23 protein-coding genes and 1 pseudogene are annotated in these 25438 nt (G+C 54.6%); 9 read left to right on the top strand and 15 right to left on the bottom strand.

Going from position 1 to position 25438, the window contains the following annotated elements; genetic code table 11:
* The first annotated feature begins 54 nt into the window (after positions 1-54).
* The 4 genes from hemC to ppa are packed head-to-tail and all read left to right on the top strand — an operon-like array spanning position 55 to position 4744.
* A complete protein-coding gene (hemC, locus tag QQJ87_RS07525) occupies positions 55-978 on the top strand; it encodes a hydroxymethylbilane synthase (RefSeq protein ID WP_284280955.1) in 924 nt (307 codons plus the stop codon).
* Positions 979-991: 13 nt separating this feature from the next.
* A complete protein-coding gene (locus QQJ87_RS07520) occupies positions 992-2980 on the top strand; it encodes a uroporphyrinogen-III C-methyltransferase (protein ID WP_284280954.1) in 1989 nt (662 codons plus the stop codon).
* Positions 2977-4167, top strand: coding sequence for a heme biosynthesis HemY N-terminal domain-containing protein (locus tag QQJ87_RS07515; RefSeq protein WP_284280953.1), 1191 nt, complete (start codon positions 2977-2979; stop codon positions 4165-4167). The genes QQJ87_RS07520 and QQJ87_RS07515 overlap by 4 nt, the downstream gene beginning before the upstream one ends.
* A gap of 49 nt (positions 4168-4216) precedes the next feature.
* Positions 4217-4744 carry an inorganic diphosphatase gene (ppa, locus tag QQJ87_RS07510; protein ID WP_284280952.1) on the top strand — a complete coding sequence of 176 codons (528 nt, stop codon included), beginning with the start codon at positions 4217-4219 and terminating at the stop codon, positions 4742-4744.
* 46 nt (positions 4745-4790) lie between these two features.
* On the opposite strand, the gene QQJ87_RS07505 is transcribed toward ppa, so the two are convergent.
* On the bottom strand, positions 4791-5993 hold the full coding sequence (locus QQJ87_RS07505) for a GNAT family N-acetyltransferase (RefSeq protein ID WP_284280950.1): 1203 nt from the start codon (positions 5991-5993) through the stop codon (positions 4791-4793).
* Positions 5994-6039: 46 nt separating this feature from the next.
* On the opposite strand from QQJ87_RS07505, the gene QQJ87_RS07500 reads away from it, so the two are divergent.
* Entirely contained in the window at positions 6040-7698 is a 1659-nt protein-coding gene (locus QQJ87_RS07500) for an NAD+ synthase (protein ID WP_284280949.1), read from the top strand.
* Positions 7695-8033 (top strand): P-II family nitrogen regulator, encoded by a 339-nt coding sequence (locus QQJ87_RS07495; RefSeq protein WP_284280948.1) that lies wholly within the window; start codon positions 7695-7697, stop codon positions 8031-8033. The genes QQJ87_RS07500 and QQJ87_RS07495 overlap by 4 nt, the downstream gene beginning before the upstream one ends.
* Before the next feature lies 1 nt (position 8034).
* Here the strand turns inward: QQJ87_RS07495 and QQJ87_RS07490 are convergent, their stop codons facing one another.
* The 3 genes from QQJ87_RS07490 to trxB are packed head-to-tail and all read right to left on the bottom strand — an operon-like array spanning position 8035 to position 10603.
* Positions 8035-8943: an alpha/beta fold hydrolase gene (locus QQJ87_RS07490; RefSeq protein ID WP_284280947.1), complete on the bottom strand. Its 909-nt coding sequence runs from the start codon at positions 8941-8943 to the stop codon at positions 8035-8037.
* Positions 8944-8966: 23 nt separating this feature from the next.
* On the bottom strand, positions 8967-9611 hold the full coding sequence (locus QQJ87_RS07485) for a Smr/MutS family protein (RefSeq protein WP_284280946.1): 645 nt from the start codon (positions 9609-9611) through the stop codon (positions 8967-8969).
* 26 nt (positions 9612-9637) lie between these two features.
* On the bottom strand, positions 9638-10603 hold the full coding sequence (gene trxB, locus QQJ87_RS07480; RefSeq protein ID WP_284280944.1) for a thioredoxin-disulfide reductase: 966 nt from the start codon (positions 10601-10603) through the stop codon (positions 9638-9640).
* A gap of 108 nt (positions 10604-10711) precedes the next feature.
* Here trxB and QQJ87_RS07475 point away from each other — a divergent pair, with 108 nt between their 5' ends.
* From QQJ87_RS07475 to QQJ87_RS07465, 3 genes are all read left to right on the top strand, one after another.
* Positions 10712-13030: a DNA translocase FtsK gene (locus tag QQJ87_RS07475; protein WP_284280942.1), complete on the top strand. Its 2319-nt coding sequence runs from the start codon at positions 10712-10714 to the stop codon at positions 13028-13030.
* A 69-nt stretch (positions 13031-13099) separates the two neighbouring features.
* Positions 13100-13732 (top strand): outer membrane lipoprotein periplasmic chaperone LolA, encoded by a 633-nt coding sequence (lolA, locus tag QQJ87_RS07470; protein ID WP_284280941.1) that lies wholly within the window; start codon positions 13100-13102, stop codon positions 13730-13732.
* A 12-nt stretch (positions 13733-13744) separates the two neighbouring features.
* Entirely contained in the window at positions 13745-15088 is a 1344-nt protein-coding gene (locus QQJ87_RS07465) for a replication-associated recombination protein A (RefSeq protein ID WP_284280938.1), read from the top strand.
* Between the two features lie 543 nt (positions 15089-15631).
* Here the strand turns inward: QQJ87_RS07465 and QQJ87_RS07460 are convergent.
* From QQJ87_RS07460 to QQJ87_RS07410, 11 genes and pseudogenes are all read right to left on the bottom strand, one after another.
* Positions 15632-16408, bottom strand: a complete 777-nt coding sequence (locus QQJ87_RS07460; protein ID WP_284281336.1) for a ferredoxin--NADP reductase — start codon at positions 16406-16408, stop codon at positions 15632-15634.
* A 13-nt stretch (positions 16409-16421) separates the two neighbouring features.
* Positions 16422-16730 (bottom strand): DUF971 domain-containing protein, encoded by a 309-nt coding sequence (locus QQJ87_RS07455; protein WP_284280937.1) that lies wholly within the window; start codon positions 16728-16730, stop codon positions 16422-16424.
* Complete coding sequence (locus QQJ87_RS07450; RefSeq protein WP_284280936.1) at positions 16730-17587, bottom strand: ABC transporter ATP-binding protein; 858 nt, start codon at positions 17585-17587, stop codon at positions 16730-16732. The genes QQJ87_RS07455 and QQJ87_RS07450 overlap by 1 nt, the downstream gene beginning before the upstream one ends.
* Positions 17584-18594, bottom strand: a complete 1011-nt coding sequence (locus QQJ87_RS07445; protein WP_284280935.1) for an ABC transporter permease — start codon at positions 18592-18594, stop codon at positions 17584-17586. Before QQJ87_RS07445 ends, QQJ87_RS07450 begins: the two co-directional genes overlap by 4 nt.
* A 3-nt stretch (positions 18595-18597) precedes the next feature.
* Complete coding sequence (locus tag QQJ87_RS07440) at positions 18598-20052, bottom strand: ABC transporter substrate-binding protein (RefSeq protein WP_284280933.1); 1455 nt, start codon at positions 20050-20052, stop codon at positions 18598-18600.
* 76 nt (positions 20053-20128) lie between these two features.
* Positions 20129-20470, bottom strand: coding sequence for a ferredoxin FdxA (gene fdxA / locus QQJ87_RS07435; RefSeq protein ID WP_284280932.1), 342 nt, complete (start codon positions 20468-20470; stop codon positions 20129-20131).
* 14 nt (positions 20471-20484) lie between these two features.
* A complete protein-coding gene (locus tag QQJ87_RS07430; RefSeq protein WP_284280931.1) occupies positions 20485-21432 on the bottom strand; it encodes a HEAT repeat domain-containing protein in 948 nt (315 codons plus the stop codon).
* Between the two features lie 12 nt (positions 21433-21444).
* Positions 21445-21678, bottom strand: a complete 234-nt coding sequence (locus QQJ87_RS07425; protein ID WP_284280930.1) for a 4Fe-4S dicluster domain-containing protein — start codon at positions 21676-21678, stop codon at positions 21445-21447.
* A 25-nt stretch (positions 21679-21703) separates the two neighbouring features.
* Positions 21704-23431, bottom strand: a complete 1728-nt coding sequence (locus tag QQJ87_RS07420; protein ID WP_284280928.1) for a fumarate reductase/succinate dehydrogenase flavoprotein subunit — start codon at positions 23429-23431, stop codon at positions 21704-21706.
* A gap of 28 nt (positions 23432-23459) precedes the next feature.
* Complete coding sequence (locus QQJ87_RS07415; protein WP_284280926.1) at positions 23460-24227, bottom strand: GntR family transcriptional regulator; 768 nt, start codon at positions 24225-24227, stop codon at positions 23460-23462.
* A gap of 148 nt (positions 24228-24375) precedes the next feature.
* Positions 24376-25407: pseudogene (locus QQJ87_RS07410) on the bottom strand (YeiH family protein).
* Positions 25408-25438: the final 31 nt, after the last annotated feature.

The following is a 25438-nucleotide window of genomic DNA, read 5'->3' as shown; positions in this document are numbered from 1 at the left end:
ACTTTTGGTGAATTGCCGTTCAGGCAGATCCTTTTTATCAAACTTATTGCGTCCATGAAAATAAGAATAGCTTCAAGAGAAAGCAGGCTCGCCCTGTGGCAGGCTGAGCACGTCAGAGATCTGCTGTTGCAGCAACCCGAGGTCAGTGAGGTCGAGATTGTGGGCATGACCACGCTGGGTGATCAGATTCTGGACAAATCCCTGTCGAAGATAGGCGGCAAGGGGCTGTTCATCAAAGAGCTGGAACATGCGCTGCTGGAGGGGCGCGCAGACCTTGCGGTGCATTCCGGCAAAGACATTCCCATGCAACTGGAACCGGCTTTCAAGCTGCTCGGATTTATGCCGCGTGAAAACCCGCTGGATGCATTCGTCAGCAATGATTTTGAGTCCCTGCATTCGCTTCCGGCGGGTGCAGTGGTCGGCACATCGAGCCTTCGCCGTCAGTCTCAGGTGCTTGCCCGGTTTCCGCATCTGCGCGTGGAACCCCTGCGCGGCAATTTGGACACCCGACTCGGCAAGCTGGACAACGGGCAGTATCAGGCGATTGTTTTGGCGGCGGCTGGGCTGATTCGTCTGGGCATGAATGAGCGGATTCGAGGGGTGATTGACGCCGCCGACATGCTTCCTGCCGTGGGGCAGGGTGCCTTGGGTTTGGAAATTCGTGCAGGCGATGACCAACTGGCCGAGATCGCTTCACGGCTGGTTGACCCCCTGACAAGCCGCCTTGTCGGGTCTGAAAGAACCGTTTCAAGAGAGTTGGGCGGAAGCTGTCAGGTTCCGCTGGCGGGCTATGCCACTGTGGTTGATGGTGGCCAAATGACCTTGCGTGCTTTGGTGGCCAGCCCAAATGGGCAGCAGTGCGTAACTGCAACGGCGATGGGGTCGCAATCCAACTGGCTGGAACTGGGGCTGGAAGTGGTGTCCAAGCTTCGATCTGGCGGCGCCGAGCGGCTGATTCAGGCGGCGCTGGCATCTTGAGGCGAGGGCGATCATGACCTTGACACTGATTGTTTCCAAGCCCCGTCTGCCAAAAGGACACGATGCGCAACGCGACAGCTTGCGCACCAATTTGATCAACAACCTGAAGGCACCCACGGTTCAATTGCCTGTGTTTGACTTGAAAGAGGTGCCCGCGGCATTGGGGCAACTTCGAGACCAGCTCAGTCTGAATGCTGCAGAACGCATCAGAATCATTGTGTTTGTCAGTCCCTCTGCGCTTGAATTTGGCTTGAAAGCCATTGGCCCATGGCCCAGCAATGCCTTTTGCGGCGTGATGGGGCGGCAGAGTGCCCATTTGGCTGCGCTTTTGGGCGTTCCCAAAGACCGGATTATTGCGCCCAGCATGGAGGGCAACGAGGAATCGGAAGACTCTCAGGGGCTGTTCAACTTGCTGACGGCTCGGTTTGCTGCGGCAAACTGCAACATCACGGTGTGCAAGGGTCCTCGGGGGCGTCAGGAATTTGCTGTTCAACTTCGGGATCGGGGTTTTGACGTCGAAGAGCTGGAAATTTATGACCGAATTGAAATAGACCAAGACGCTGACATGTGCCGTCACGTGGTTGACCTCGGCCGAAATGCAGTGCTATGGATTACCAGCAGTGAGACCATCACAAGTCTGGATCGTCAAATGGCCAGGCACGTGATGAACAAGCTGGCTGATTTTCGCCAGGAATGCACCGTGTTGGTGACTCATCCGCGCATCCGCGCCAAATGCCTTGAACTTGGGTACACAAATGTGCAGGATGTGGCAACAGGGATACAATCAGTGCTGGACTGGTTTGAACAACATCAACATAAAACGACAAACACCAAGAGCGATATGACCAATCAAAGTAATCCGGCTGCAGAAAGCACAACGTCCGTTACCGCTGGCAAAGTGGATCAGGCCGCCCCGGTGAACCCAACCAGCGGTTTGGTGAAAGTCAGTTTTGCCTTGTCGCTGATCAGCATTGCTTTGTTGATCGCACTGGTGATCGCGGGCAAAAATCAGATCGAGCAGACCCGCGTGGCCTTTGGTGAGCGGATTCAGCGCGACACAACCCTGTTGAATGTCCTGAAGGACCAGGTGAAAGACAGCAGTGACATCTACAAAGACTTGAAGACGCGCTTTGACATGATGGAAGAAAACCAGAAGGAGGCTGCGGCACAACGCGATGCCCTTCAGGAGATTTACAACAAGCTGTTGATTAATCGCGCTGAGGTGTCACTGAGCGAAATCCAGCAACTGGTTTCCATTGCCAAACGACAACTTTTTCTGTTGGGTAACGTCAAGGGGGCCATTCTGGCTTTGTCTCAAGCTTCAGACTTGCTGAGTAGCTCCGAGAAGCCCTCATTGATTCGGTTGAAAACCGCGATCGACAAAGACTTGGCTGATGTGAAGGCGCTGCCAAACGTGGATTTGCTGCCGCTGGCTGTGTCACTGGACTCTGTGATTAATTCGGTGGACACCTTGCCCATGTTGTCTGGCCCAGACGCCACGACAGACATGACGCTTGACCAGTACACGGACAAGGCAACGCCAAAGGAAAGCGCAAAGGACGCAGCAAATCCCTCCGTTGCGAAGTCTCAGGGGTCCGGTTTCAACCAAGATCTGCAATTGGTGTGGCAGAAAGTGAAGGACGGCGCTGCGCTGGCCTGGCATGACATCAAGGGTCTGATCCAGATCACACGGGTAAAAACACCTGAGGCGTTTTTGATTTCCACCCAACAAGCCAATGACGTGCGTAACGTGCTCAGACTCTCCCTGCTGAACGCGCGAATTTCGCTGTTGTCAAGGCATTCTGACCTTTTGCAAGCGGACCTGGATCGGTCCGACAAAATGCTGGACACCTACTTTGACACGAAGGCCGTTCAGGTCCAGCGGGCAAAGGCTGTGATTGCAGATCTGCGCGATGCCCAACTGAATCTGACTGTGCCTGAATTGCAAGGCACAAGTGCTGCACTGGCATTGGCCGTGGCTGCTGAAGGAGACAAAAAGTGAAACGATTTGTCTCGCTCCTGCTGCTGATTGCAGCGGCGGTGATTATCACCACAATTGCCCACGACAATCCGGCCAAGGTCACCATTTTTCTGACTGAACACCGCATTGATTTCTCACTGAACTTTGCGATTGTCGTGTTCATCGTGCTTTTCTTCGGATTTTATTTTGGCGTCAGTGCGCTGCGGGCTTCAGGTCAACTGCCGGCAAAACTACGGCAATACTGGAAAGAGCGTAAACAGACTGCGCTTTTGAAAGCCAATACGGATGGTGTGATCGCTTTGATTACCGGGGATGAAAGTGGTGCAGACCGAGCCTTGAAAAACGCCGCAAAAACCGGGCTTGAAACGGATCTGACCTATTTGATTCGTGCCATGTCAGCACTTCAGTCGGACGACCTGGATCTTGCTGAAAGCATCTTAAACCGTGAAAAGGCGAGCAATGGGCAAAACCGCGATGCAGTCTGGTTGTTGAAAGCCAAGGTAGCGTTGGCCAAAGGCACCTACGCTCAGGCGCAAGACATGCTGGACAAAATGTCGCCAGACGCCCTGAGACTGATTCAGGTCAAGAAGGTTCGCATGTTGGCGTTGACGGGGCTGGGTGAATGGAAGGCCGCGCTGGAGCAATATCGGCTCATCGCAGATTCTCGTCACAGCTCGAACTCGGAGTGTCATGAGGCGCTGGGCAAGATCTACCAGGGCCTGTGCAAGCAGGCGCAGGGCAAGCCGCTCGAAATTGACAATCTGGTGGCAACAGCAAAGCCTGCCGAGCTCAAGAACATCCAGGTATTGAGAAGCCTTGCACAATTGTTGGCCAGTGCCGGAATGGGGCAGGCCGCCCTGCAAATTCTGGAACCCCATCTGCTGACCAATTTCAGAACCGATCTGCTTGAAATCTATCATCCGGTGGCCGTTCAGGCTGCGCGAGAGGCCTTGCCCTTTGTGGAACGTTTGCTGGAGCTCAATCCAGAAGAGAACGGTCTGTTAGAACTGGCCGCCGATGTGTGCGAGCAAGAGCAGTTGTGGGGCAAAGCGATTGCGCGATTCGAGAAGCTGTACAGCAAAGTGCCTAGCGCTCACATCGCCGCACGGCTCGAAAAGCTGTACCAGCGTGCCAATCAGCCTGAAAAGGCCCGGCAATGGCAAGGCAAGTTAAATCAGCACCTTGTGGTTTCGCGTCAGCCTGCTTAAAGAAAAATTGTCTAAAATCGCGTCTGAATTTATTTACTGAGGAATCAACATGGGCTACGAAAGCATTGCACCGGGAAAAGACCTTCCCAACGACCTGAATGTCATTATTGAAATTGCCGCCAATTCCGACCCTGTCAAATACGAAGTTGACAAAGACAGCGGCGCCTTGTTTGTAGACCGTTTCATGGGCACTTCGATGGTGTATCCATGCAACTACGGTTACATTCCTCAAACACTGGCCGCAGACGGAGACCCCGTTGACGTGTTGGTGATGACACCCTTTCCCCTGCAGCCCGGTTGCGTTGTCCGCGTGCGCCCAATCGGTATTTTGAAGATGACCGATGAATCAGGTGGTGATGCCAAACTGTTGGGCGTACCCGTTGAAAAGCTGTTGCCCAGTTATCGTTGTTATCAGTCGCAAGACGACGTGTCTCCCGAGTTTTTGAACCGAATCCAGCATTTCTTTGAACACTACAAAGACCTGGAGAAGGGCAAATGGGTCAAGATTGAAGGCTGGGGGACACGCGACGAAATGGTCAAAGAGATCATGGATGGTGTGGCCAACTACCAGAAATAAGGCATTGTGTGCCTTGAATGAAAAGCCGCGCTTTGCGCGGCTTTTTTTATTCCAGCGCGACCTGTTTTTTGTAGGCCGTGTGTTCGCTCAATTCGCCTTCATAGGCCCGAAGTCCATTGCGCTCTCTGTCCAAAAACCGGCTGATCGCCTGTTCAAAGTCGGGGTTGGCTACCCAGTGCGCTGAATGCATGGTCACCGGGTTCAAGCCTCTGGCCATCTTGTGTTCACCCTGCGCGCCACCTTCAAACCAGTGAATGCCGCGTTCTATCGCAAATTCAATGGCCTGGTAGTAACAAAGCTCGAAGTGCATGCAGTCAATGCGCTGGCTCGCACCCCAATATCGACCATACAGCCTGTCTTCGTTGAACAGAAAAAACGAACTGGCCACTGGTTTGCCGTCCAATCGGGCAATCACCAACATGACTTGCTCACCCATGTTTTGAAGCAGATTTTCAAAAAATGCGAGGGTTAAATAGGGTGTGGAATGATGTTCTGCATAGGTTTGCACGTAGCAGCGGTAAAAATACGCCAGGTCTTCAGCCGCAATGTCGTTGCCACAATATCGGTTGATCTGAATGCCGTCGAGGTGCGCTTTCCGTCGCTCGGCCCGGATGTTTTTGCGCTTTTTTTGCTGGAGGCTTTCCAACCAGTGTTCGAAACTTTCGAAAGTGCGGGTGGTTTCGGGGTGTCTGTTTTCCCAATGAAATTGCACCACGTGGCGAGGCATGAAATTCAAGCCTGAATGGACACCCAACAAATCGGCTTCATCCCGCCGGGTTAAAAACAGGCAGTGCGCGGTGGACACTTGAACGCCTAAAAACTGCGAACTTTCACTGGCTTTGCGAGCCAATTGTGAAAAGCCCTCCAGCAGAGCTTTGCCTGCGTTGGGTTCGGCATACAGCAGTTTGGGCCCCAATACTGGTGTAAACGGTACAGCAGACAACAGTTTGGGGTAATAGGGCATGCCGTGGCGCTCGTAGGCCTGAGCCCAACTCCAGTCGAACACGTATTCGCCATAGGAATGTGACTTCAAGTAAAGGGGCATGGCTGCCACCAGCTTGCCGTGTTCATCGTCGATGCGAATGTGAAGAGGGGCCCAGCCCGTGTCTTCGGTGGCACTTCCAGAGGTCTCCAGCGCATGTAGGTATTCATGGCGTAGCGCCGGGTGCAGCGTGTTTTGACCAGACGCCAACAACAGCGAATTCCAGTCATCTTGCGCGATCCCGCCGATGGATTGGCACAACTGCATGCGATAATTCATTAATTCGGGTCACACTTTATAAAGCAGGTACAAAGTGAGTTTATCGCGAGTTCGACTGGCCATTGCCCAACTGAACCTCACTGTGGGCGATTTGAGCGGCAACTGCCAAAAAATCATCGATCAGGCGCGTGTTGCGGCCATGCATGGCGCACGCATCCTGTTGACCCCCGAGCTTTCACTGACCAGTTATCCCCCTGAAGATTTGTTGCTGAGGCCGTCGTTCCTCAGGCAGTCAGACAAGGCTTTGCAGACCCTGGCCAGTAGCCTGGCCGATCTCGATATTCACATCGTGGTAGGGCATCCGGTCCAATCCGCGGGCGCTCTTTACAACGCGGCTTCCGTGTTGCACAAGGGCAAAACTGTGGCCCATTATCGCAAGCGTGATTTGCCCAACCGTGAGGTGTTTGACGAACAGCGTTACTTCACGTCAGCCCGCGAGGCGGTGGTCTTCAAAGTGGACGGTATTCAGTTTGGTTTGAACATCTGTGAGGACACCTGGAAACCGGATGCCCCCGCTGCTGCCGCTCAAGCAGGCGCACAGGTGCTGCTTGTTCCCAATGCTTCGCCTTATCACATGGGCAAACAGACCATTCGGCACAATGTGGTCAAGCAACGCGTCGAAGAGACCGGCATGGCAATTGTGTATGCCAATCTGGTGGGCGGACAGGATGAGCTGGTGTTCGATGGTGCCTCCTTTGCGATGGACGCAGCGGGTCATGTGGCCATGGCCATGCCGCAATTCGAAGAGGCGCTGACCTTTCTGGATGCTTCGCTGGACGAAGATCACATTGTTCACTTGCAAGGTGCTGATTCAGCAGTTCACGCTGAACTGGAACCCGTGGCTCAGGTTTATCAGGCCTTGAAGACGGGTGTGCGCGATTACGTCAATAAAAACCGCTTTCCTGGGGCCATTATTGGTTTGTCTGGTGGCGTTGACAGCGCTTTGACACTGGCCATTGCAGTGGATGCATTGGGCGAGGATCGAGTACGCGCTGTGATGATGCCATCGCCCTACACAGCCGACATTTCACTGGATGACTCACGCGAGATGATTCGCCTGTTGGGCGTGCGTTACGATGAAATCGGAGTTTCCGATTGTATGCAGGCCTTCGACAAAAGCCTCAGCCCCTTGTTTGTGGGTACCCAGCCCGACACCACTGAGGAAAACCTGCAGGCCCGCATTCGGGGCACCATGCTGATGGCCTTGTCCAACAAAACCGGTGCGATCGTACTGACAACTGGCAACAAAAGTGAAATGGCGACGGGTTATTGCACGCTGTACGGCGACATGGCGGGTGGTTTCGCAGTCATTAAAGACATTTTCAAAACGCTGGTGTACCAGCTCTGCCATTACCGCAACACTGTGGGGCGCGTTATTCCTGAGCGCATTATTACCCGCCCACCTTCGGCAGAACTGCGGCCCGACCAGGTAGACCAGGACAGTTTGCCCCCCTACGATGTGCTGGATGCCATTTTGGGCATGTACATGGAGCAGGATCAATCGGTCGAGAGCATCATTGCCAGCGGTTACCGGCAGGAAGATGTGGTGAAGGCTGTTAAACTGCTTAGAATTAATGAATACAAGCGTCGCCAGGCGCCGGTGGGCATTCGTGTAACGCACCGGGCTTTTGGCAGAGATTGGCGCTATCCGATTACTTCCAAATTCAATGACCTAGAGGGATACACAGAATGAAATTAGTCAGTGCCGTAATCAAGCCTTTTAAACTGGATGAAGTACGTGAAGCATTGTCTGAAGTCGGTGTAAACGGCCTGACAGTCACCGAGGTGAAAGGCTTTGGCCGTCAGCGCGGTCACACCGAGCTTTATCGGGGCGCAGAATATGTGGTTGATTTTTTGCCCAAGGTGAAAATTGAGCTTGTGATCGACGACTCGCTGGTGGACCAGGCTGTAGAGGCCATTCAAAATGCAGCCCGCACCGGCAAAATTGGTGATGGCAAGATTTTTGTCACGGACGTCGAGCGCGTCATCCGTATTCGAACCGGCGAGCAAGGGCCCGCCGCGATCTGATTCAAGCCAGATGTCGGTGAATGATGTCACCGAATGTGTCCGCGAGGGCCTCGGGCAGATCATGCCCCAGGCCCTTGATCAAATGAAGCCTGCTGCCAGGCACCAGCCTTGCAATCCTCTCCGAGCAATCCTTTTTAAGCAAAGGGTCGTCCAGACCGTGGATGACACAGGTCGGCACCTTGATTTCACGCGTGTATTTTTCGATTGAGCCCGTGGCCACAATGCAATGGGTTTGACGAATGGCGCCTGCAGGGCGATAGGCCCTTTGATAAGCCGCACGGGCGCGCTCGCGCAGCTTGACCGGGTCAGGCGGATAGCCTGGGCTTCCGATTGCCGTAAACACGCGTTCCACGTGTTCTACAACGTGGTCAACGTGACTGCTTTTGGGCTTTCGAAGAAACATGTTGTACATCACATTGGGCGTAGGGCCGGGCAGGTCGGGGCTGTTGGTGCTCGACATGAGCGTCACCAGCTTGCCAATCTTCTCGGGGGCTTTGGCCGCCACAATTTGCGCAATCATGCCGCCCATGGAAACACCGACCACGTGCGGGTTTTCAAGTTTGAGGGCATCGATCAGGCCAATTGCATCCTCTGCCATCAGGTCAAGCGTGTAATTCGTGGGTGTTTTCAAGCCCAGCTTGTTGCGAATGAAGGTGGCCGGAATGTTGACCTTGATGTGAGTGGGGTGCTGGTCGGTTAGCCCCATGTCGCGATTGTCAAACCGCAGCAAGCGATAGCCTAGGTCGAGCAAGGGTTTGCAAAAAGCATCATTCCACATGGTGAGCTGGCAGCCAAGCCCTGCAATCAGCACAATGGTGGGGGCCTGTTCGGGCCCGGCCATTTCCCAGGCCATATTCAGGCCGGTGGTGCTCGATCGGCTGTTGCCGGTTTTCCATTCAATACTGGCCATGCGGTGTTGTCTCCTGTTTTTGGTTATCGTGCTTTGGCTTTTAAAATGACGAGCAGGGCGCCAGCGCCTCCATCTCGCGGTGGCGCCTGACAAAAAGCCAGAACGTCTGCCTTTTGAACGAGCCAGCGCTTCACTTTGTCTTTCAATACGGGTTCTTTGCCGACGGATCCCAACCCTTTGCCGTGAATGATGCGTACGCAGCGCACATCGTGTTTGACACAGCTGCGGATGAATTCGCCGACGGCCTCGCGGGCCTCATCGGTTCGAAGACCATGAAGATCGACCTGTGCCTGAATAACCCACTTGCCGCTGCGCAGTTTGCGCAGGGCCTCTTGACCGATGCCACTGACCCGGTAGGACAGTTTGTCGTCGGTTTCCAAAAACCGTTCAACGTCCATTTCGTCGGACAGGCTTTCGTGCAGCACTGCAGCGTCGTCCATTTCACGTTGAATGGGGCGGGGTGCGGGTTTTGGGGGTTCGTGAATGTATCGGTCGACGGGGGCAATTGGCACCACGTCTTGGATGGAATCGCGAAAAAGGTTGGCTTCTTTTTCGCGCTGGATGCGGGCCTCTTCTTCCTGTTTGGCCTTTCGTTCGGCTTCAAGGCGCTGATCTTTCAGGGTGCGACGCACCCCTTCAAGGTCAGCCATGGAACGGAAGGATTTCATGGTGAAACGCCTGTCGCCGGGTAAAGTCAGCCTTCCTGGGATTCCAGCCAGCGCTGGGCGTCCAGGGCGGCCATGCAGCCGGTACCGGCACTGGTAATTGCCTGCCGGTACACGTGGTCTTGAACGTCACCTGCGGCAAATACGCCGTCGACACTGGTCATGGTGGCCAGGCCGTTCAAGCCGCTGCGGGTCACGATGTAGCCGTTTTTCATGGTCAGCTGACCTTCAAAAATATCGGTGTTGGGCTTGTGGCCAATGGCGACAAACACGCCTTGCAGGGCGATGTCTTCAGTTGCGCTGCCTTCAGAAGCCTTGATGCGCATGCCGGTTACGCCCGTGGCGTCGCCCAGCACTTCATCGAGCGTGTTGTTCCATTTGATTTCAACCTTGCCTTCTTTGACCTTTTCCATCAGTTTGTCGATGAGAATGGCTTCAGCCCGAAATTTGTCACGGCGGTGAACCACAGTGACCTTTTTGGCGATGTTGGACAGATAAAGGGCCTCTTCGACAGCGGTGTTCCCGCCGCCGATGACGGCCACATTCTGGTTGCGGTAGAAAAAACCGTCGCACGTGGCGCAAGCGGACACGCCTTTGCCCATGAATGCCTCTTCAGAAGGCAGACCGAGATACATGGCGCTGGCGCCGGTTGCGATAATGAGTGCATCGCAGGTGTAAGTGGCCGAGTCGCCCTTTAGTGTGAAAGGGCGCTGCTTGAAATCGACGGTGTGGATGTGGTCAAAAATGATTTCAGTGTTAAAGCGTTCGGCGTGGGCCAGAAAACGCTGCATGAGGTCTGGGCCTTGCACGCCCTCAGCGTCCGCAGGCCAGTTGTCCACCTCTGTGGTGGTCATCAGTTGGCCACCTTGCGCAATGCCGGTGATCAGTACGGGGTTCAAATTGGCGCGTGCAGCGTAGACGGCCGCGGTGTAGCCTGCCGGGCCTGAGCCCAGAATCAGTACTTTTGCGTGGCGTGGGGTGGCTGAATCAGTCATGAGAACCTCTTTTGTGCTTCAAATGGTGCAGTCGCGAGATATTTCACTCGAACTTTGTCAGAATATGGACTTCAATTATATGACGCATTCCCTTTAAGACGGACGCACGTGAATTCAAGGACTACACAAAATAATGGCACGTTGCGGGTCAGCAAGCTTTTGCTTGAAATCCGCTGGCTTGCCCTGCTGATTCTATCCATTTACCTGTTTTTGATTCTGGTTTCACACAGTCGCGCCGACGAAAGCTTTTCCATTTCTTCCGGCGAGGCCCTGGTGCACAACTTCGGCGGGAAGCTGGGAGCCATTGTTTCAGACCTGCTGTTTTACATGGCGGGTTATTCAGCGTATGCCCTGTTGGGCCTGACCTTTTATTTGCTTTGGCGTGCCAAGCGCATGGCCACCACCATTGATTTGCCAGGGTTTGACGAGCCCGTGCCCAAGTGGCTGCCTTGGGTTCGCCCCATTGGTTTTGTGCTGCTGTGGCTGGGCTTGATGGGGTTTGAGGCGGTGTCCACCATCAATGCGAGTGCCTTGCCCGAAGGGGCAGGGGGCGTCATCGGCCATGCGCTCAGCAATCTGTTTATCCAGATGTTGGGCCTGTCTGGGGCCGTCATGCTGCTGCTGTTGATGCTGGCCGCAGGTTTAAGCTGCTTCACGGGCTTGAGCTGGGCGGCCATGGCTGAGCGTGTGGGCTACGGTCTGGAGTGGCTGTTCAACAAAGTGCGTTATGGCATTTCAGCCTATGGAGATCGCCAGGCTGGCAAGAAAGTTGCACTTGAACGCGTTGAAAAGGTTGAAAAAAAGCAGAAGATCTTTGAAGAGCACAAGCCTGTCCGCATCGAGCCTACAGCACCGACAGCAGAGCCTTCCGAGCGTGTGATCAAAGAGAAACAACAGCCGCTTTTTGCAGAGCTGAGCGAGACTGAATTGCCGCCATTGGGTTTGCTCGATGACGCACCAGTGCAGGTTGAAACCATTTCCGCAGACACGCTGGAATACACCTCCCGCCTGATCGAGAAAAAACTGACTGACTTTGGCGTGCAGGTGCAGGTAATTGCAGCACAGCCCGGCCCGGTGATTACCCGCTTCGAGATTGAGCCGGCCCCCGGCGTGAAAGGTTCACAGATTGTGAACCTGGCCAAAGACTTGGCGCGTGCTTTGTCGCTGGTGTCCGTGCGCGTGGTTGAGACCATTTATGGCAAAAACCTGATGGGGCTGGAATTGCCAAACCCACGCCGGCAGATGGTCAAACTCACTGAAATTTTGGGCTCACAGGTGTATAACAAGTCCAATTCTGTGTTGACCATGGCCTTGGGTAAAGACATTGCAGGCAATGCGGTGGTGGCCGATCTGGCCAAAATGCCCCACCTGCTGGTGGCGGGTACCACCGGTTCGGGCAAATCGGTGGGTATCAACGCGATGATTCTTTCGCTGCTGTACAAAAGCAGTGCCGAACAGGTTCGCTTGATGCTGATCGATCCCAAGATGCTTGAAATGAGCGTCTATGAAGGCATTCCGCATTTGCTGTGCCCCGTTGTCACCGACATGCGTCAAGCGGCCAATGGCTTGAACTGGGCGGTTGGCGAGATGGAAAAGCGCTACCGCTTGATGAGCAAAATGGGTGTGCGCAATCTGGCGGGTTACAACCAGAAAATTGCAGAGGCCAAGAAGAAGGGTGAAAGCATTCCCAACCCGTTCAGCCTGACGCCTGACGCCCCTGAGCCGCTGGACACATTGCCCATGGTGGTGATCGTCATCGACGAGTTGGCTGACTTGATGATGGTGGTCGGCAAGAAAATTGAAGAACTGATTGCCCGGCTTGCCCAAAAGGCGCGTGCGGCGGGTATTCATTTGATTTTGGCCACACAACGGCCTTCTGTGGATGTGATTACCGGTTTGATCAAGGCCAACATTCCCACACGAATTGCCTTTCAGGTGTCCTCCAAGATTGATTCCAGAACGATTCTGGACCAAATGGGTGCTGAAGCCCTGTTGGGTCAGGGTGACATGTTGTTTCTGCCGCCGGGCTCTGGCATGCCGCAGCGGGTGCATGGCGCGTTTGTGTCGGATGATGAAGTGCATCGCGTGGTCGAGTACCTGAAAGAGAAGGGCGGAGAGCCCAACTACATCGAGGGAATTCTGGAAGGTGGCACCACCGGAGACGAAGGGGGTGGCATTGGCGGTGACGGCGTTGCAGGCAGTGTCGACGGCGAACAGGATGCGTTGTATGACCAGGCTGTCGGCATTGTGTTGAAGCATCGCAGGGCTTCCATTTCCTTCGTGCAAAGACACCTGCGCATCGGTTACAACCGCGCTGCGCGTCTTTTGGAAAGCATGGAGGCAGCAGGATTGGTGTCCGCCATGCAATCCAACGGCAACCGTGAAATTCTTGCCCGGTCTGAAGCGGGTCGCGAAGACGATGAATAAGCCGTTGGTGTGCACTGCGGTGCCTGCCAGCGCGTTATTGAACTGATTTTGTAAAACATCGAGAGAAACATGCGTGTTGTGTATGCATTGATCAAGCTGGCCCTGGTGGCCGGGTTTTTAATGGTCGACCAGTTGGCGATGGCCAACAGCCTGGATGAACTGAAAGCCTTTTCGAAAGACAAGCAGTTTGCGGAAGGTCAGTTTGAACAAGAAGTGGTGTCCAATTCTGGCAAGGTGAAAGAAAAGGGCAAGGGTGTGTTTGCGTTTTCCCGCCCCGGCAAGTTCATGTGGAACATTCAAAAGCCCTACCCACAGCTGATTCTGGCGGATGGCAAAAATGTTGTTTCTTATGACAAAGACCTTGCCCAGGCCAGTATTCGCCCATTGGGCAAAGCGATCGATTCCAGCCCCGCTGCTTTGTTGTTTGGTAACAAGGCGATCGACGCCTTGTTCAACATAACCGACCAGGGCACAGAAGACGGCAAAAGCTGGTTGTTGGCCAAACCCAAAGGCAACGAAACGCTGTTCGAAAGCATTCGCATCGCCATGCAGAACGGGCTGCCCGTGGAGGTACGCATCAACGACGCCATGGGGCAGACCACTCGGTTAAAGCTGACCGACTGGAAGTTCGACAAACGAAAGCCCGATGCGTTTTTTGAATTCACGCCGCCCCCCGGTGTGGATGTCATTCAGGCCAAATAGGCCCCCAGGCCCATGGATCTCTTTGGCAATGCCCAACAAGACAAGCTGGCCAAAAGTGCCCAGCGTGTGCCCGACAGTGCGCCTTTGGCTGAACGTTTAAGACCTGAGTCACTCGATGATGTGATTGGTCAAAGCCATTTGCTCGCCTCAGGTAAACCTCTGCGTCTGGCTTTTGATTCTGGCAAGCCCCATTCCATGATTTTCTGGGGCCCGCCTGGTGTGGGAAAAACCACACTGGCACGCATGACTGCCACCGCATTCGAGTGCGAATTCATCGCGCTTTCTGCCGTGTTTTCGGGCGTGAAAGACATCCGTGGCGCCATGGAACAAGCCGAGGCTAATCAACATCTTGGACGGCAGACGATTTTGTTTGTGGACGAAATTCATCGCTTCAACAAGTCTCAACAAGACGCATTGCTGCCGTATGCGGAGAGTGGACTGGTCACCTTCATCGGTGCCACCACTGAGAACCCGTCATTTGAGGTGAATTCGGCGTTGCTGTCGCGTGCGCAGGTGTATGTCCTGAAATCGCTGAGCGACGCTGAGCTCAAATCGCTGTTTCAGCGAGCCCGAGAGCGCGCATTGGGTGACTTGCAGTTCGATGAGGCAGCCGTTGAAACACTCGTGGGTTACGCCGACGGGGATGCGCGTCGCTTTCTGAACCTGCTTGAACAGGCATGCAACGCCGCAGCCACGGCTGGAAAGACCCACGTAGATGCGGTTTTTCTTGAAAACGCACTCACCTTGAACGCACGGCGGTTCGACAAAGGGGGCGACAATTTTTACGATCAGATTTCAGCCCTGCACAAGTCGGTGCGCGGCTCAAATCCTGACGCTGCCCTTTACTGGCTGACCCGCATGCTGGATGGCGGCGCTGATCCTCGGTATCTATCAAGGCGGATTGTTCGCATGGCGTGGGAAGACATTGGCCTTGCTGATCCAAGAGCCATGCAGATAGCCAACGACGCAGCATTGACCTATGAACGGCTGGGTAGTCCTGAAGGTGAGCTGGCCTTGGGCCAGGCGGTGATTTACCTGGCCGTGGCCGCCAAAAGCAATGCTGGTTACAAGGCTTACAATCAGGCCATGGCCTTTGTGAAGCAGGACAAAAGCCGTGAGGTACCAGTGCACCTGCGCAACGCGCCTACCAAGCTGATGAAAGAACTGGGCCATGGGCGTGAATACCGCTATGCCCACGATGAACCCAACGCCTACGCAGCAGGTGAAACCTACTTGCCTGATGACATGCCAGAGCCTGGCTGGTACCAGCCTGTGCCGCGGGGCTTGGAGATCAAGATCGGTGAAAAGCTGGCGCAGTTGAAAAAGTGGAATGAAGATGCGTCCTCAAAGCAATGACGACCTCACTTCATTTTGGCCATTTTTTGAAGCTGTTCACAACGCTTTGATCTTTCTGCAGGCGATGCTTTTTCCAAACTTTCCCGCCCCTCCTTGTAACCCTGCTGAAACTCGGATTCAAATTGCGAGGCTTTCATGCCGAGACCAACAAATTGCGCTTTTTGCTGTCGCTTAAGTTCAGCCAGCTCGCTGGGCGTGTAACCCCCACATATTGTGGCTTCTCCATGCATTTTCCCGCCAAGCTTCGCGAATGAAAACTCGTGAGTTTGTGAAAAAGCAGCACCGCAATGCACCGCAGCGAAAAGTGAAAACACAGTTCTGATGGACAACCGTTTCAATTGCATTCCTTAAAGTGGGCGCTTACCCTGGACGCACAGCGTAAGTGGATTCCTTTAAGCACGCAAAACATCACTTGGGTGACTCACCCGGAATGATTCTCACAGTTCGGGTTTGGTTATGCATTAAAAACAGCATCAAAGACGCAATTTAACAACCTGTACCCCCCGACTCATTCATCACCTAAGGCGGGGGAGACAACATCCCCTATTTTTCCACGAATGCCCGTTCTATCACATAGTCACCCCGGTCACCTTGTCGTGGGCTGATTTTAAGCCCCCGTTCATCCAGCAAGGCGCAGGTGTCCTCCAGCATGGCCGGGCTTCCACAAATCATGGCGCGGTCGTGTGCGGCGCTTAGTTCTGGCAAACCAAGGTCTGCAAACAATTGGCCACTTAGCATAAGGTCGGTCAGGCGGCCCTGGTTTTTAAAAGGCTCGCGGGTGACTGTGGGGTAGTACAAAAGCTGTTCTTGCACCAGTTCACCGATGAATTCCTCTTTGGGTAACACATTCTGAATGAAGTCTGCGTAAGCCAGTTCGCTGACTGTGCGCACCCCATGCACCAGCACCACCTTTTCAAATCGCTCATAGGTTTCAGGGTCGCGAATAATGCTCATGAACGGCGCCAGCCCAGTGCCTGTTGCAAGCAGGTACAAATTGCGTCCGTCGTTCAGATCGTCGATGACGAGTGTACCCACCGGCTTTTGGCCGACGATCAGTTCGTCGCCTACTTTCAAGTGTTGCAGGCGCGAAGTCAGAGGGCCGTTGGGCACCTTGATGCTCAAAAACTCAAGGTGTTCTTCATAGTTGGCGCTGGCGATGCTGTACGCGCGCAGCAGTGGTTTGTTGTCGGCTTGAAGGCCAATCATAACGAAGTGACCGTTTCGAAAGCGCAAACCCGGGTTTCGCGACGTTTTGAAGCTGAACAACGATTCATTCCAGTGGTGTACTTCCAGTACGCGTTCTGTGGCCAAAGCACTCATGGTGTCATCCTTTTCAAACAGGTTGGGTGGCCAGTTCAATGGCCAGATTTCTCAGGTAGGGCCAGGGGTACAGGCCCCGGTCGTGTCCATCGGAAAAAACAAGTTGTACCGCGTTGGGACCATAAGGGTGCAGTTCGGTCAGTTCTGCGTCGGTGGGGGGCACCACACGTCCACTCAGGCAGTCTGCACACCGGCACTTTTGGCGCAAAAAGGCATGGCTCAAGGTGGTGGTGATTTGGTCGTCCCAATACACAACCAATTGACGATCCAGCACTTTGTTCTCCAGTTTGAGCGGGCGGCAATCATCCGCATGCGTCGTCATCACAGGGCCCCCATGCCTTCTTCACCCAAGTGCCAGTTGCTGCCAAAGCTGCCCGGGTCAATTTCGCCACCCATGGCCGCCAGGCTTTCTTCGCGAATCAGGCTCTTGAGTTGACGGTGCAGGGCGGTAAACACGGGTGAGGCCGTCATGGCCGCGTTGCGCGGGCGTGGCAGGTCAATTGGAATTTCTGCCTTGATTCGGCCAGGTCGAGCTGTCATCACGTACACACGGTCTGACAGAAAAATGGCTTCTTCGATGTCATGGGTGATGAACAAAACCGAGATTTTCCACTGCTGCCACATGTGCGTCAGAATTTCCTGCATGACCACGCGGGTCTGGCTGTCCAGTGCGCCAAAGGGCTCATCCATCAGCAAAACACGTGGGCTGGTTGCAAGGGTGCGCACAATACCAACCCGTTGCTTCATGCCGCCCGACAATTGATCGGGATAGTGGTTCTCAAAAGGCAGCAAGCCAGCCAGCCCAAGCAGGGTGCGTGCTTTGCTTTCTCGTTCGGCCCGGCCAACGCCTTGCAGCTTCATGCCAAACTCCACGTTTTCGCGAACGCGCAGCCAGGGAAACAGCGAATACTGCTGGAACACCACACCCCGCTCGGCATTGGGGCCTTTGATCACCTTGCCGTCCATGGTGGCAATGCCTTCAGAAGGCGACAGAAACCCCGCCACGATGTTCAGCAGCGTCGATTTGCCACACCCGGAAGGACCAACCACGGATACAAATTCACCGGGCTCGACATGCAGGTTCACGTTGGACACTGCTTGAAACCGGTGGCCATCCTGTGTGAACTGAACCTGAATATTGTTCAGTTCAAGGCGACCCTGTTGCAGGGTTGAGTTCATTTGTCACCTCCATGTTGTGAAAGGCTTCTCCAGGGCATCATCCATCGGCCGATCATCAAGATGGAGCCGCTGCAAAACAGCCCCAACACGCCGATGACGATCATGCCCAGCACAATGTTCGGGTACTCAATCAGTGAATACGCTTCCCAGGTGAAATAACCCACACCGAACTGGCCCGAGATCATTTCAGCGGCAATCAGAGACACCCAAGCCACGCCCATGCCCACAGCCAGCCCGGTAAAAATGCTGGGCAAGGCGGCGCGCAAAATCACCTTGGTCATCACGGTCAATTCGCTGGCGCCCAAGCTTTTAGCGGCGCGAACCAACACGGGGTCGACACCGTTTACACCATGGATGGTGTTGATCAGTATTGGGAAAAATGAGCCAATGAATGTGATGAACACGATGCTGCCCTCTGTAGTCGGCCACAACATGATGGACATGGGCACCCAGGCGATGGCCGGAATAGGACGCAACACTTCCATGGCCGGAAAGATCAGTGATTTCGCGTACTTGAAACGTCCACAAATCAATCCCAAAGCCACGCCCAGCACGGTTGCCACCGAAAAGCCAGCCAGGATTCGCCGCATGCTCATCCAGATGTTGGTCTGGAACCGGGTACTCGAGGCCAACTCAAACCCGTTGTGAAACACCTCTGCCGGGGTCGGAATGTTGTTGAATCGAATGTAGAAGTCCAGCCTGTAGGCCGTTGCCAGATACCAGAACCCAAGAAGGGCTCCGATGGAAAGTACCGACAAAAAGGCGTGAAGGGCATGTCTGGACATGGCAAGCTTGAGTCGCATGGCCCATGAAAGCCGCACCGCCTTTGGAGGTGTAGGAGCTACGCGCATGGCAGGCCGTGAGTGGGCAGGCGGTGACAGGACCGCCTGCAGGTTGTTGGTGGATGAGTCGACGCCGATAGACGCCCCGGATGCCGCCTTGTCAAGACCTGCATCCGGGGCGTACTGCTGGCCGACCGATGGATGAATACTCATTGGTCTGGCCATGATTTATCTCCCTGCCTTGGCGGCTGCCAGCGCTTCGTCATACAGGGCGAATTTCGCACCGTTGGCCGACGCATAGGCCTGAGCGTCTTTCTTCAACAAGAAAGGCGTGATATCGGGCGTTTTGCCGTCGGTCTTGATGGCGTAGTAAGCCTTGTCCGCGAACATCTTGATTTTCAAGGTGTCGTCATACACATAGGTCACTCCCACTTTTTGGCCGGCTGCTGTGGCCTTTTTGGTGGCGGCCAGGGCACAGTTGGCTGACTTGTAGGCGGTGATCTTTCCACCCGCAATCCAGACCTCACCTGCCTTTCTGGGCTCAGTAATTTTGCCGCCGCACAGTGGGTCAGTGCCGCTGATTTCATAGTTGGAGAAGCTCGCCTTTTGCTTGTCGTAATCCAGCCCCTTTTGCTTGAAGGCTTCTTTGACATAACTTTCATCAGCCCAGGCATCCGCGTCCAAAGGCTTGACGCGACCCATTCGGTCCAATACACCGTGGTCGTATTTCACGGTCTCAATCCACTTGGGCTTGATGGTAGGGTCTAGCGTGTGCACACCACCTGGGCCGAGGTACAGGTAAACCACCTCTTTTTCAATGTGGGTCCACTGCTCAATTTTTTCGGCGGCAAGGGCGGGGTTTTTGTGCACCCAGTCGTTGGCGTCCATCAGGGCTTTGATGTATGCGACAACAAACTCAGGGTACTTTTTTGCAAAGTCTTCACGCACCACCACGCCGTGGAAGGTGGGCACCTTGGTTTCCGCGCCGTCGAAGATCTTGCGCGCAAAGCCTCGGAAGGGCAGCAAGTCGGCAAAAGGCACAAAATCTGCATGGGCGTCAATTCGCTTTTCCTGCAGGCTGGAAGTGCCAACCTCTGGGCTCTGGCTGGAAAGTTGGAAATCTTCTGGCTTGTAGCCATGGTCTTCCAATGCTTTCAACAACATGCCGTGGGCTGCAGAGCCGAAGGGCACCGAGATTTTTTTGCCTTTGAGGTCGGCAAGTTCGTAATAGGGGGAGTCTTTGTGAACCACAATGCCATTGCCCGATCCGTCCTTGTTGTAGGCGATCATCGCAATCAGTCGGCTTTTGGTCTCGTTGCCATTCTGGAAGGTGGCGCCGTTGACCAGCAGGGGGTAGTCACCCATCATGCCGATTTGCAGCGTGTTGGCAATCATGCCGTTGGTCACGGGCGGGCCCGAGGTAAAGTTCTGCCACTCAATCTTGAATTGGGTGTTTTTGAATTTTGGGACTTTGGCCAGCTCTTTGTCCAGAAAGCCCATTTCCTTCAGGACGATGCCGCCTGTCACCGTGTTGGTGGTGGTGTTCTGAGTGCCAATTCCGACTGTGACTGTCTCAGCGTGTGCAGACCATGAAAGTGCGCAAGCCACAAACAGGGTGCTGATGACGCCCAGCTTGTGAAGCTTGCCATGTACTTCGCCTTTGAATGTTCCTTGGTTCATCATAATTCCTTCCTATTAAAGACATACAAATCAAATAGTTGTGTTCGGCGTTTGACAGTCGGAATTGTTGGTTTTGAACTCAGGCCTTGTCTGTGCAGGCATCTATGAGGTACTGCGACTTCCCTTTCACATCCGCCCAGGCTTCTGCATCGTCCATGGGCTCTTTGGCTTCGTTGATCGTGGGCCAGCTTTGCGCCAGCCTGGCGTTGATTTCAATGAACTGCTTTTGGTCTTCCGGTACCCGGTCTTCCTCGAAGATGGCACTGACCGGGCATTCGGGAATGCAGACTCCACAGTCGATGCAGCCCTCAGGGTTGATCACCAGAAAATTGGGGCCTTCGTGAAAGCAATCCACCGGGCAGACGGACACACAGTCGGTGTACTTGCATTTGATACAGGCTTCGGTCACAACGAATGTCATGGTCAAGTCTCCGTTCAGGCGTGTTGAAGCGTGATGTTGGTCAGCGCGAGCCTTGCCAGCTTGCGCACATCCGGGTCGTTGTCCGCCAAGGCCTTTTCAAGTGCGGGAATGGCTCGTTTGTCACCGATGTCTCCCAGCGCAATGGCAGCCTCTTTGCGCAGGTTGCTGACCACATCGCCCAATGCCTCAACCAGGCTGGGCAAAGCCGCTGGGTCTTTGAATTGGCCCAGAGCACGTGCTGCCTTTACCCTGACTTGCCAGTAGTCGTCTTGCATGGCCTTGATCAATTCTTGCGTCGCCTGGTGAAAGCCCATTTTTCCGATGGTTTGTGCCGCTTCTTCCCGAACCATCCACACGCTGTCACTGAGCGCGCGGCTCAGTGACGGCAGTACGCTGACTTCATGGGTGTACCCAAGGGCACCCACAGCCACCTTGCGCACCTCACCCTCAGGGTCGTGTGCTGCCACTTCCGCAATGTGGCCCGCTGCCTGAGGCTTCTTGAGGTAACCCAACACACCCACCGCTTCCTTTCGAACAGCAGCAGAGGGGTCTTTCAGTTGGGCCAGCGCAGGTTCATAAGCGCTGTCGACTCGCAAGGCGCGCACCGCCCGCAGGGCCAATGTGCGAACCACGCTGTCCGCATGGGTCAGGTATGGAATCAAGGGCGCTGCGGATTCGGGCTCTTTCAATTCTGACAACACTTGCCCGGCCGCCGTCTGCACTTGTTCATCCGGATCCAGAAGCATGTGCGAAAGGGCTTCTACCACTGGCAGATCTTCAAAGCCTTCCAAGGCACGAACCGCCTCCAACCGCACGCTGGCGTCGCTGTCTTTCAACATGGGCACAAGCAGCACTTCAATGTCGTCTTCGTCGCTGTAAGGCAGGTCAATGACTGCCAACCGTCTTACTTCCGCGTCGGTGCTGCTCAACCGCGCCTTCATGCTTATTGCAGTGGTGTTCATTGAAGTCCTCCTTTAGCGCAGTAAAAACGGAATTTCGACGTTCACCGCGCCCGTTGGGCAATCGGTTTCGCAGGGCAGGCAATACCAGCATTCATCAAATTTCATAAAGGCCTTGCCAGTGACGTGGTCGACGGCCAGTACATCCAGGGGGCAAACATCGACGCACACGGTGCATCCTTTCTCTGCGATGCATTTCTCAGAATCAACAGACACGGGGACTTGTGTCGTGGTGGCGGCTAGGGTCATGGTTGAATTCCTCCAGATTGTCTGTTCAAGCGGCGGCTGCATTCACAACGCGCAGGCGCTGGTAGGCATCCATCTCGGTTTGGTCGATGGCCACGATGGTGGGGCCGACTTCCTTCTTTTTCATGGCCATTTGGCCCTGCTCGTTCTTGTAAAGCAGGGTGTGGCAGGCCCAGTTCTCATCGTCGCGCTCAGGGTGGTCAATGCAATAGTGATAAAGGCCCCATCGGCTTTCTGTGCGGAACAGCGATGAACGCGCCGCCATTTCGGCGCAGTCAATGATTGAACTGGTCTCGTGAGCACGCATCAGTTCATGGGGGTTGCTGGCCATCATGAAAGCTGCGTCCTCACGCACTTCTTCAAGCCGTCGCAAGCCAAGAAGGTATTTGCGGGTGATTTTCGGTGGCTGAAGGTAGTCATTGACCAGTCGTCGGGCCTTGTATTCCACCTGGAATGGCGTAGGGCCGTCGGTGCGCAGCAAGGGTGCCTCAATGCGATCGTGTTCCACACGAATCTGATCCTCGTTGGGCGTTGCCGACGGCACTTCAGCGCAGTACTTGGCGGCATTCACGCCGCAGATCTTGCCGTACACAAAGGCGCCCAGCATGTAGTTGTGGGGCACGCTGGCGCAATCGCCTGCGGCATACAGACCGGGTATGGTGGTCTCGCCCTCTGCATTGGTGTGAATGCCCGATGCACTGTGACCGCTGCAAAAACCGATCTCGGAAATGTGCATCTCAATCATTTCCTTGCGGTAATCGTTGCCCCGCTTTTCATGAAAGCGACCGCGGCTTGGGCGTTCGTTGCTGTGCAGGATGGTTTCAATCTCAGAAATGGTCTCTTCTGCCAGATGGTCTAGTTTCAAGAAAACTGGGCCGTTGCCGCTTTGCAGCTCACGATAAAACTCCAGCATCATCTGGCCGCTCCAGTAATCGCATTCGATGAAGCGTTCACCTTTCGAGTTGGCGGTGTAGCCGCCAAATGGACCGGTTACGTAGGCACAAGCCGGGCCGTTGTAGTCTTTGATCAAGGGGTTGATCTGGAAGCATTCCAGATTGGCAAGGCCCGCACCTGCGTGGTAGGCCATGGCATGGCCATCGCCGCAGTTGGTGGGGTTTTCATAGGTGCCCATCAGATAGCCTGAGGCAGGCAAGCCAATGCGCCCGGCAGCCCCGGTTGAAATAATGGCGGCCTTGCATCGAATGACGTAGAACTCTGCAGTGCGGCAATCAAAGCCCATCACGCCTACCACCTCACCCTTGGCGCCGGTCAACAGCCGGGTCACCACAACGCGGTTGGTAACCTCAACCCGTGCGCGTTTGAGTTGGCGATAAAGCACGCGCTTCATGTGGTGCCCCTCGGGCATGGGCAACACGTAACTGCCCAGGTGATGCACCTTGCGCACGGCGTAGTCGCCCGTTTCGTCTTTCTCGAACTTCACGCCCCACTTGTCCAGCTCCTGAATCATGTCGAAGCTGTTGGCGGCGTAAGCCATGACGGCGTCCTGATCCACCACGCCGTCGTTGGCAATCGTAATTTCCTTGACGTACTGTTCAGCCGTTGCATGGCCTGGAATGACCGCGTTGTTCAAGCCGTCCATCCCCATGGAAATGGCGCCACTGCGTTTCACGTTGGCTTTGTCGATCAACAGCACGCGCAGCTTGGGGTTGGCCTCTTTGGCCTTGACCGCAGCCATGGGACCACCCGTGCCCCCGCCGATTACCACCAGGTCATATTCAAGATCGATGCGATTCATGGTCTTACTCCTTTGTGTGCAAGTGCAATTAAGTGCGATTGATCCGCAAGCGGTACTGGAATGCATCGCCCCGGTAATACAAAAACTCAAAGTCGATCGGCCTGTCGCCGGCGTAGGTCAAACGCTCCATGCGCAACACCGCACACCCTTCATCCACCTGCAACTGGCGTGCCAAGGTTTCGTCTGCGCAAATGGCCTCCAACTGCAGATCCGCGTGGGTCAGGTTGTGGCCTAGGTCGTTTTCAAGAATGGCAAAGATGTCGCGTACTGCCAGGTCCTCTTGCGCCAGTCGTTCCCCAAGTTCAAGGGGGAAGTAACTGACATCGACGGAAATCGGTTCACGGTTCAGAAAGCGCAAACGCTGGATCTCAAACACCGCTTGCCCTGTGCGAATATTCAGGCGATTGGCCACTTGTTGTGAGGCTTCAACCGCTCTGGCGCTTAGAACATTGGAAAAGGTTTCATAACCGGACACTGCCATGGCCTCTCCGAAACCCTGCAGTCGGGACAGGCTTTGAAACGCTTTGGGCTTGGACACAAAGCTGCCTTTGCCCATCACTTTGAATATCAAGCCTTCCTTTTGGAGATCACCCAATGCCTGCCGAACGGTGATTCGGCTAACACCGAAGCTGTGCATCATTTGGCTTTCAGATGGCATTTGGGAGTGGGGTGGGTAGGTGCCATTAAGAATGTCCCTTCGCAATGATTCGCGAACCTGTGTGTACAAGGGCAGTGCGGCCACATTGAGTTCCAGCGGCCTGTTGCCTGTATTCGCAAGGTTTGTTTTGCCACTCATTTTTAGCATCCAAATTAAACCTGTTATGACAGGTTATGATAAGCAAACTGTATGCCAGTTTGAATTGCACTGCTGCAGTGCAATTTTGGGTTAAATATGTTTTAAATAATTGATTTCTAACATTTAGAATGAGGCTTCGGTGATTAATCTAGTGCAGTGCAGCACCAAATTTGATCACCTGCACCATCAGTAGGCCTGTTAGCAGCAAATGCCCCCACAGCAGAATGGCCAGCCCCCAAGCCCGAACACTCACAGTGCGCAATTCGGAAAATCGGGTGTTCAAGCCCAGCGCACACAAGCCAATGGCCAGCAATAGTTCACACAGCTCTGAGGTTACGTGGACCACCGGGGTGGGCAGAACGTGCATAAGTTTGAGGGCTGCCACCAATACAAAGCCCCACATGAACAGAGGGGTTTGCGACAATACGCTGCTTTTCGCTGCGGTTCCCTGACGTGGGGTGGGGCGTAATTTCCCGAGCCACATCAAGGCTGGCGCCAAAAACGCCACGCGCAACATTTTCTCCAAAAGTGCCGGGTTGGTGGCAGCAGGGCCCACCATCTCGGATGCGCCAATCACATGGCCCAGTTCATGAACACTTAATCCAATCCACAAACCGGCATCGGTGGCTTGCATGGCCAATGCTTGTGTTATTAGTGGCATCACAAACATGCCCAAGGTCCTAAACAGCACAGCCACAGCCACACCAGTGGCACAATTTTTTGACTCAGCACGCAACACGCCATCGGCTGCCGCCACGGCTGCGGCACCGCAAATTCCGCTGCCAGTACCAATCAGTAGGCTCAATTCGTCGGGCAGGCCCAACCGTTTGCCCAGAAAGCGTGCCAGTGCAATCGTACTGAAAACCATGACACCGGCCGCTGCAATGCCTGCAACCCCAGCCTGCATGATGTCGCCCAGTTCAAGCTTGATTGCAAACAGCGCGATGCCCTAGCGCAAGATATTGCCACGTGACAAGGCCACGCCGGGTGCAAACTGAGCTGGCTTGTAAAACCCGGAGTTGGACACCAGCATCGCCAGTACCAAGGCCAAGGGCATCCATCCAAGCCCGATGTGGCTGACCTGCAGGGGGTTGGCCAACACCCATGCCACAGCGGTAATTGTGATGCAAAGGGCAAGCCCGGGCAGGGTGGCTGGCAAGCGTAGGTCAATGGCGCGCATCTTGGTTTGCTCAATCGGGGTCCTCAATGCA

This window comes from Limnobacter litoralis, from assembly GCF_030160455.1.
Classification (GTDB): Bacteria; Pseudomonadota; Gammaproteobacteria; order Burkholderiales; family Burkholderiaceae_B; genus Limnobacter; species Limnobacter litoralis.
Note: the sequence above shows the minus strand (reverse complement) of the source record. Positions and strands in the feature narration are given on the sequence as shown.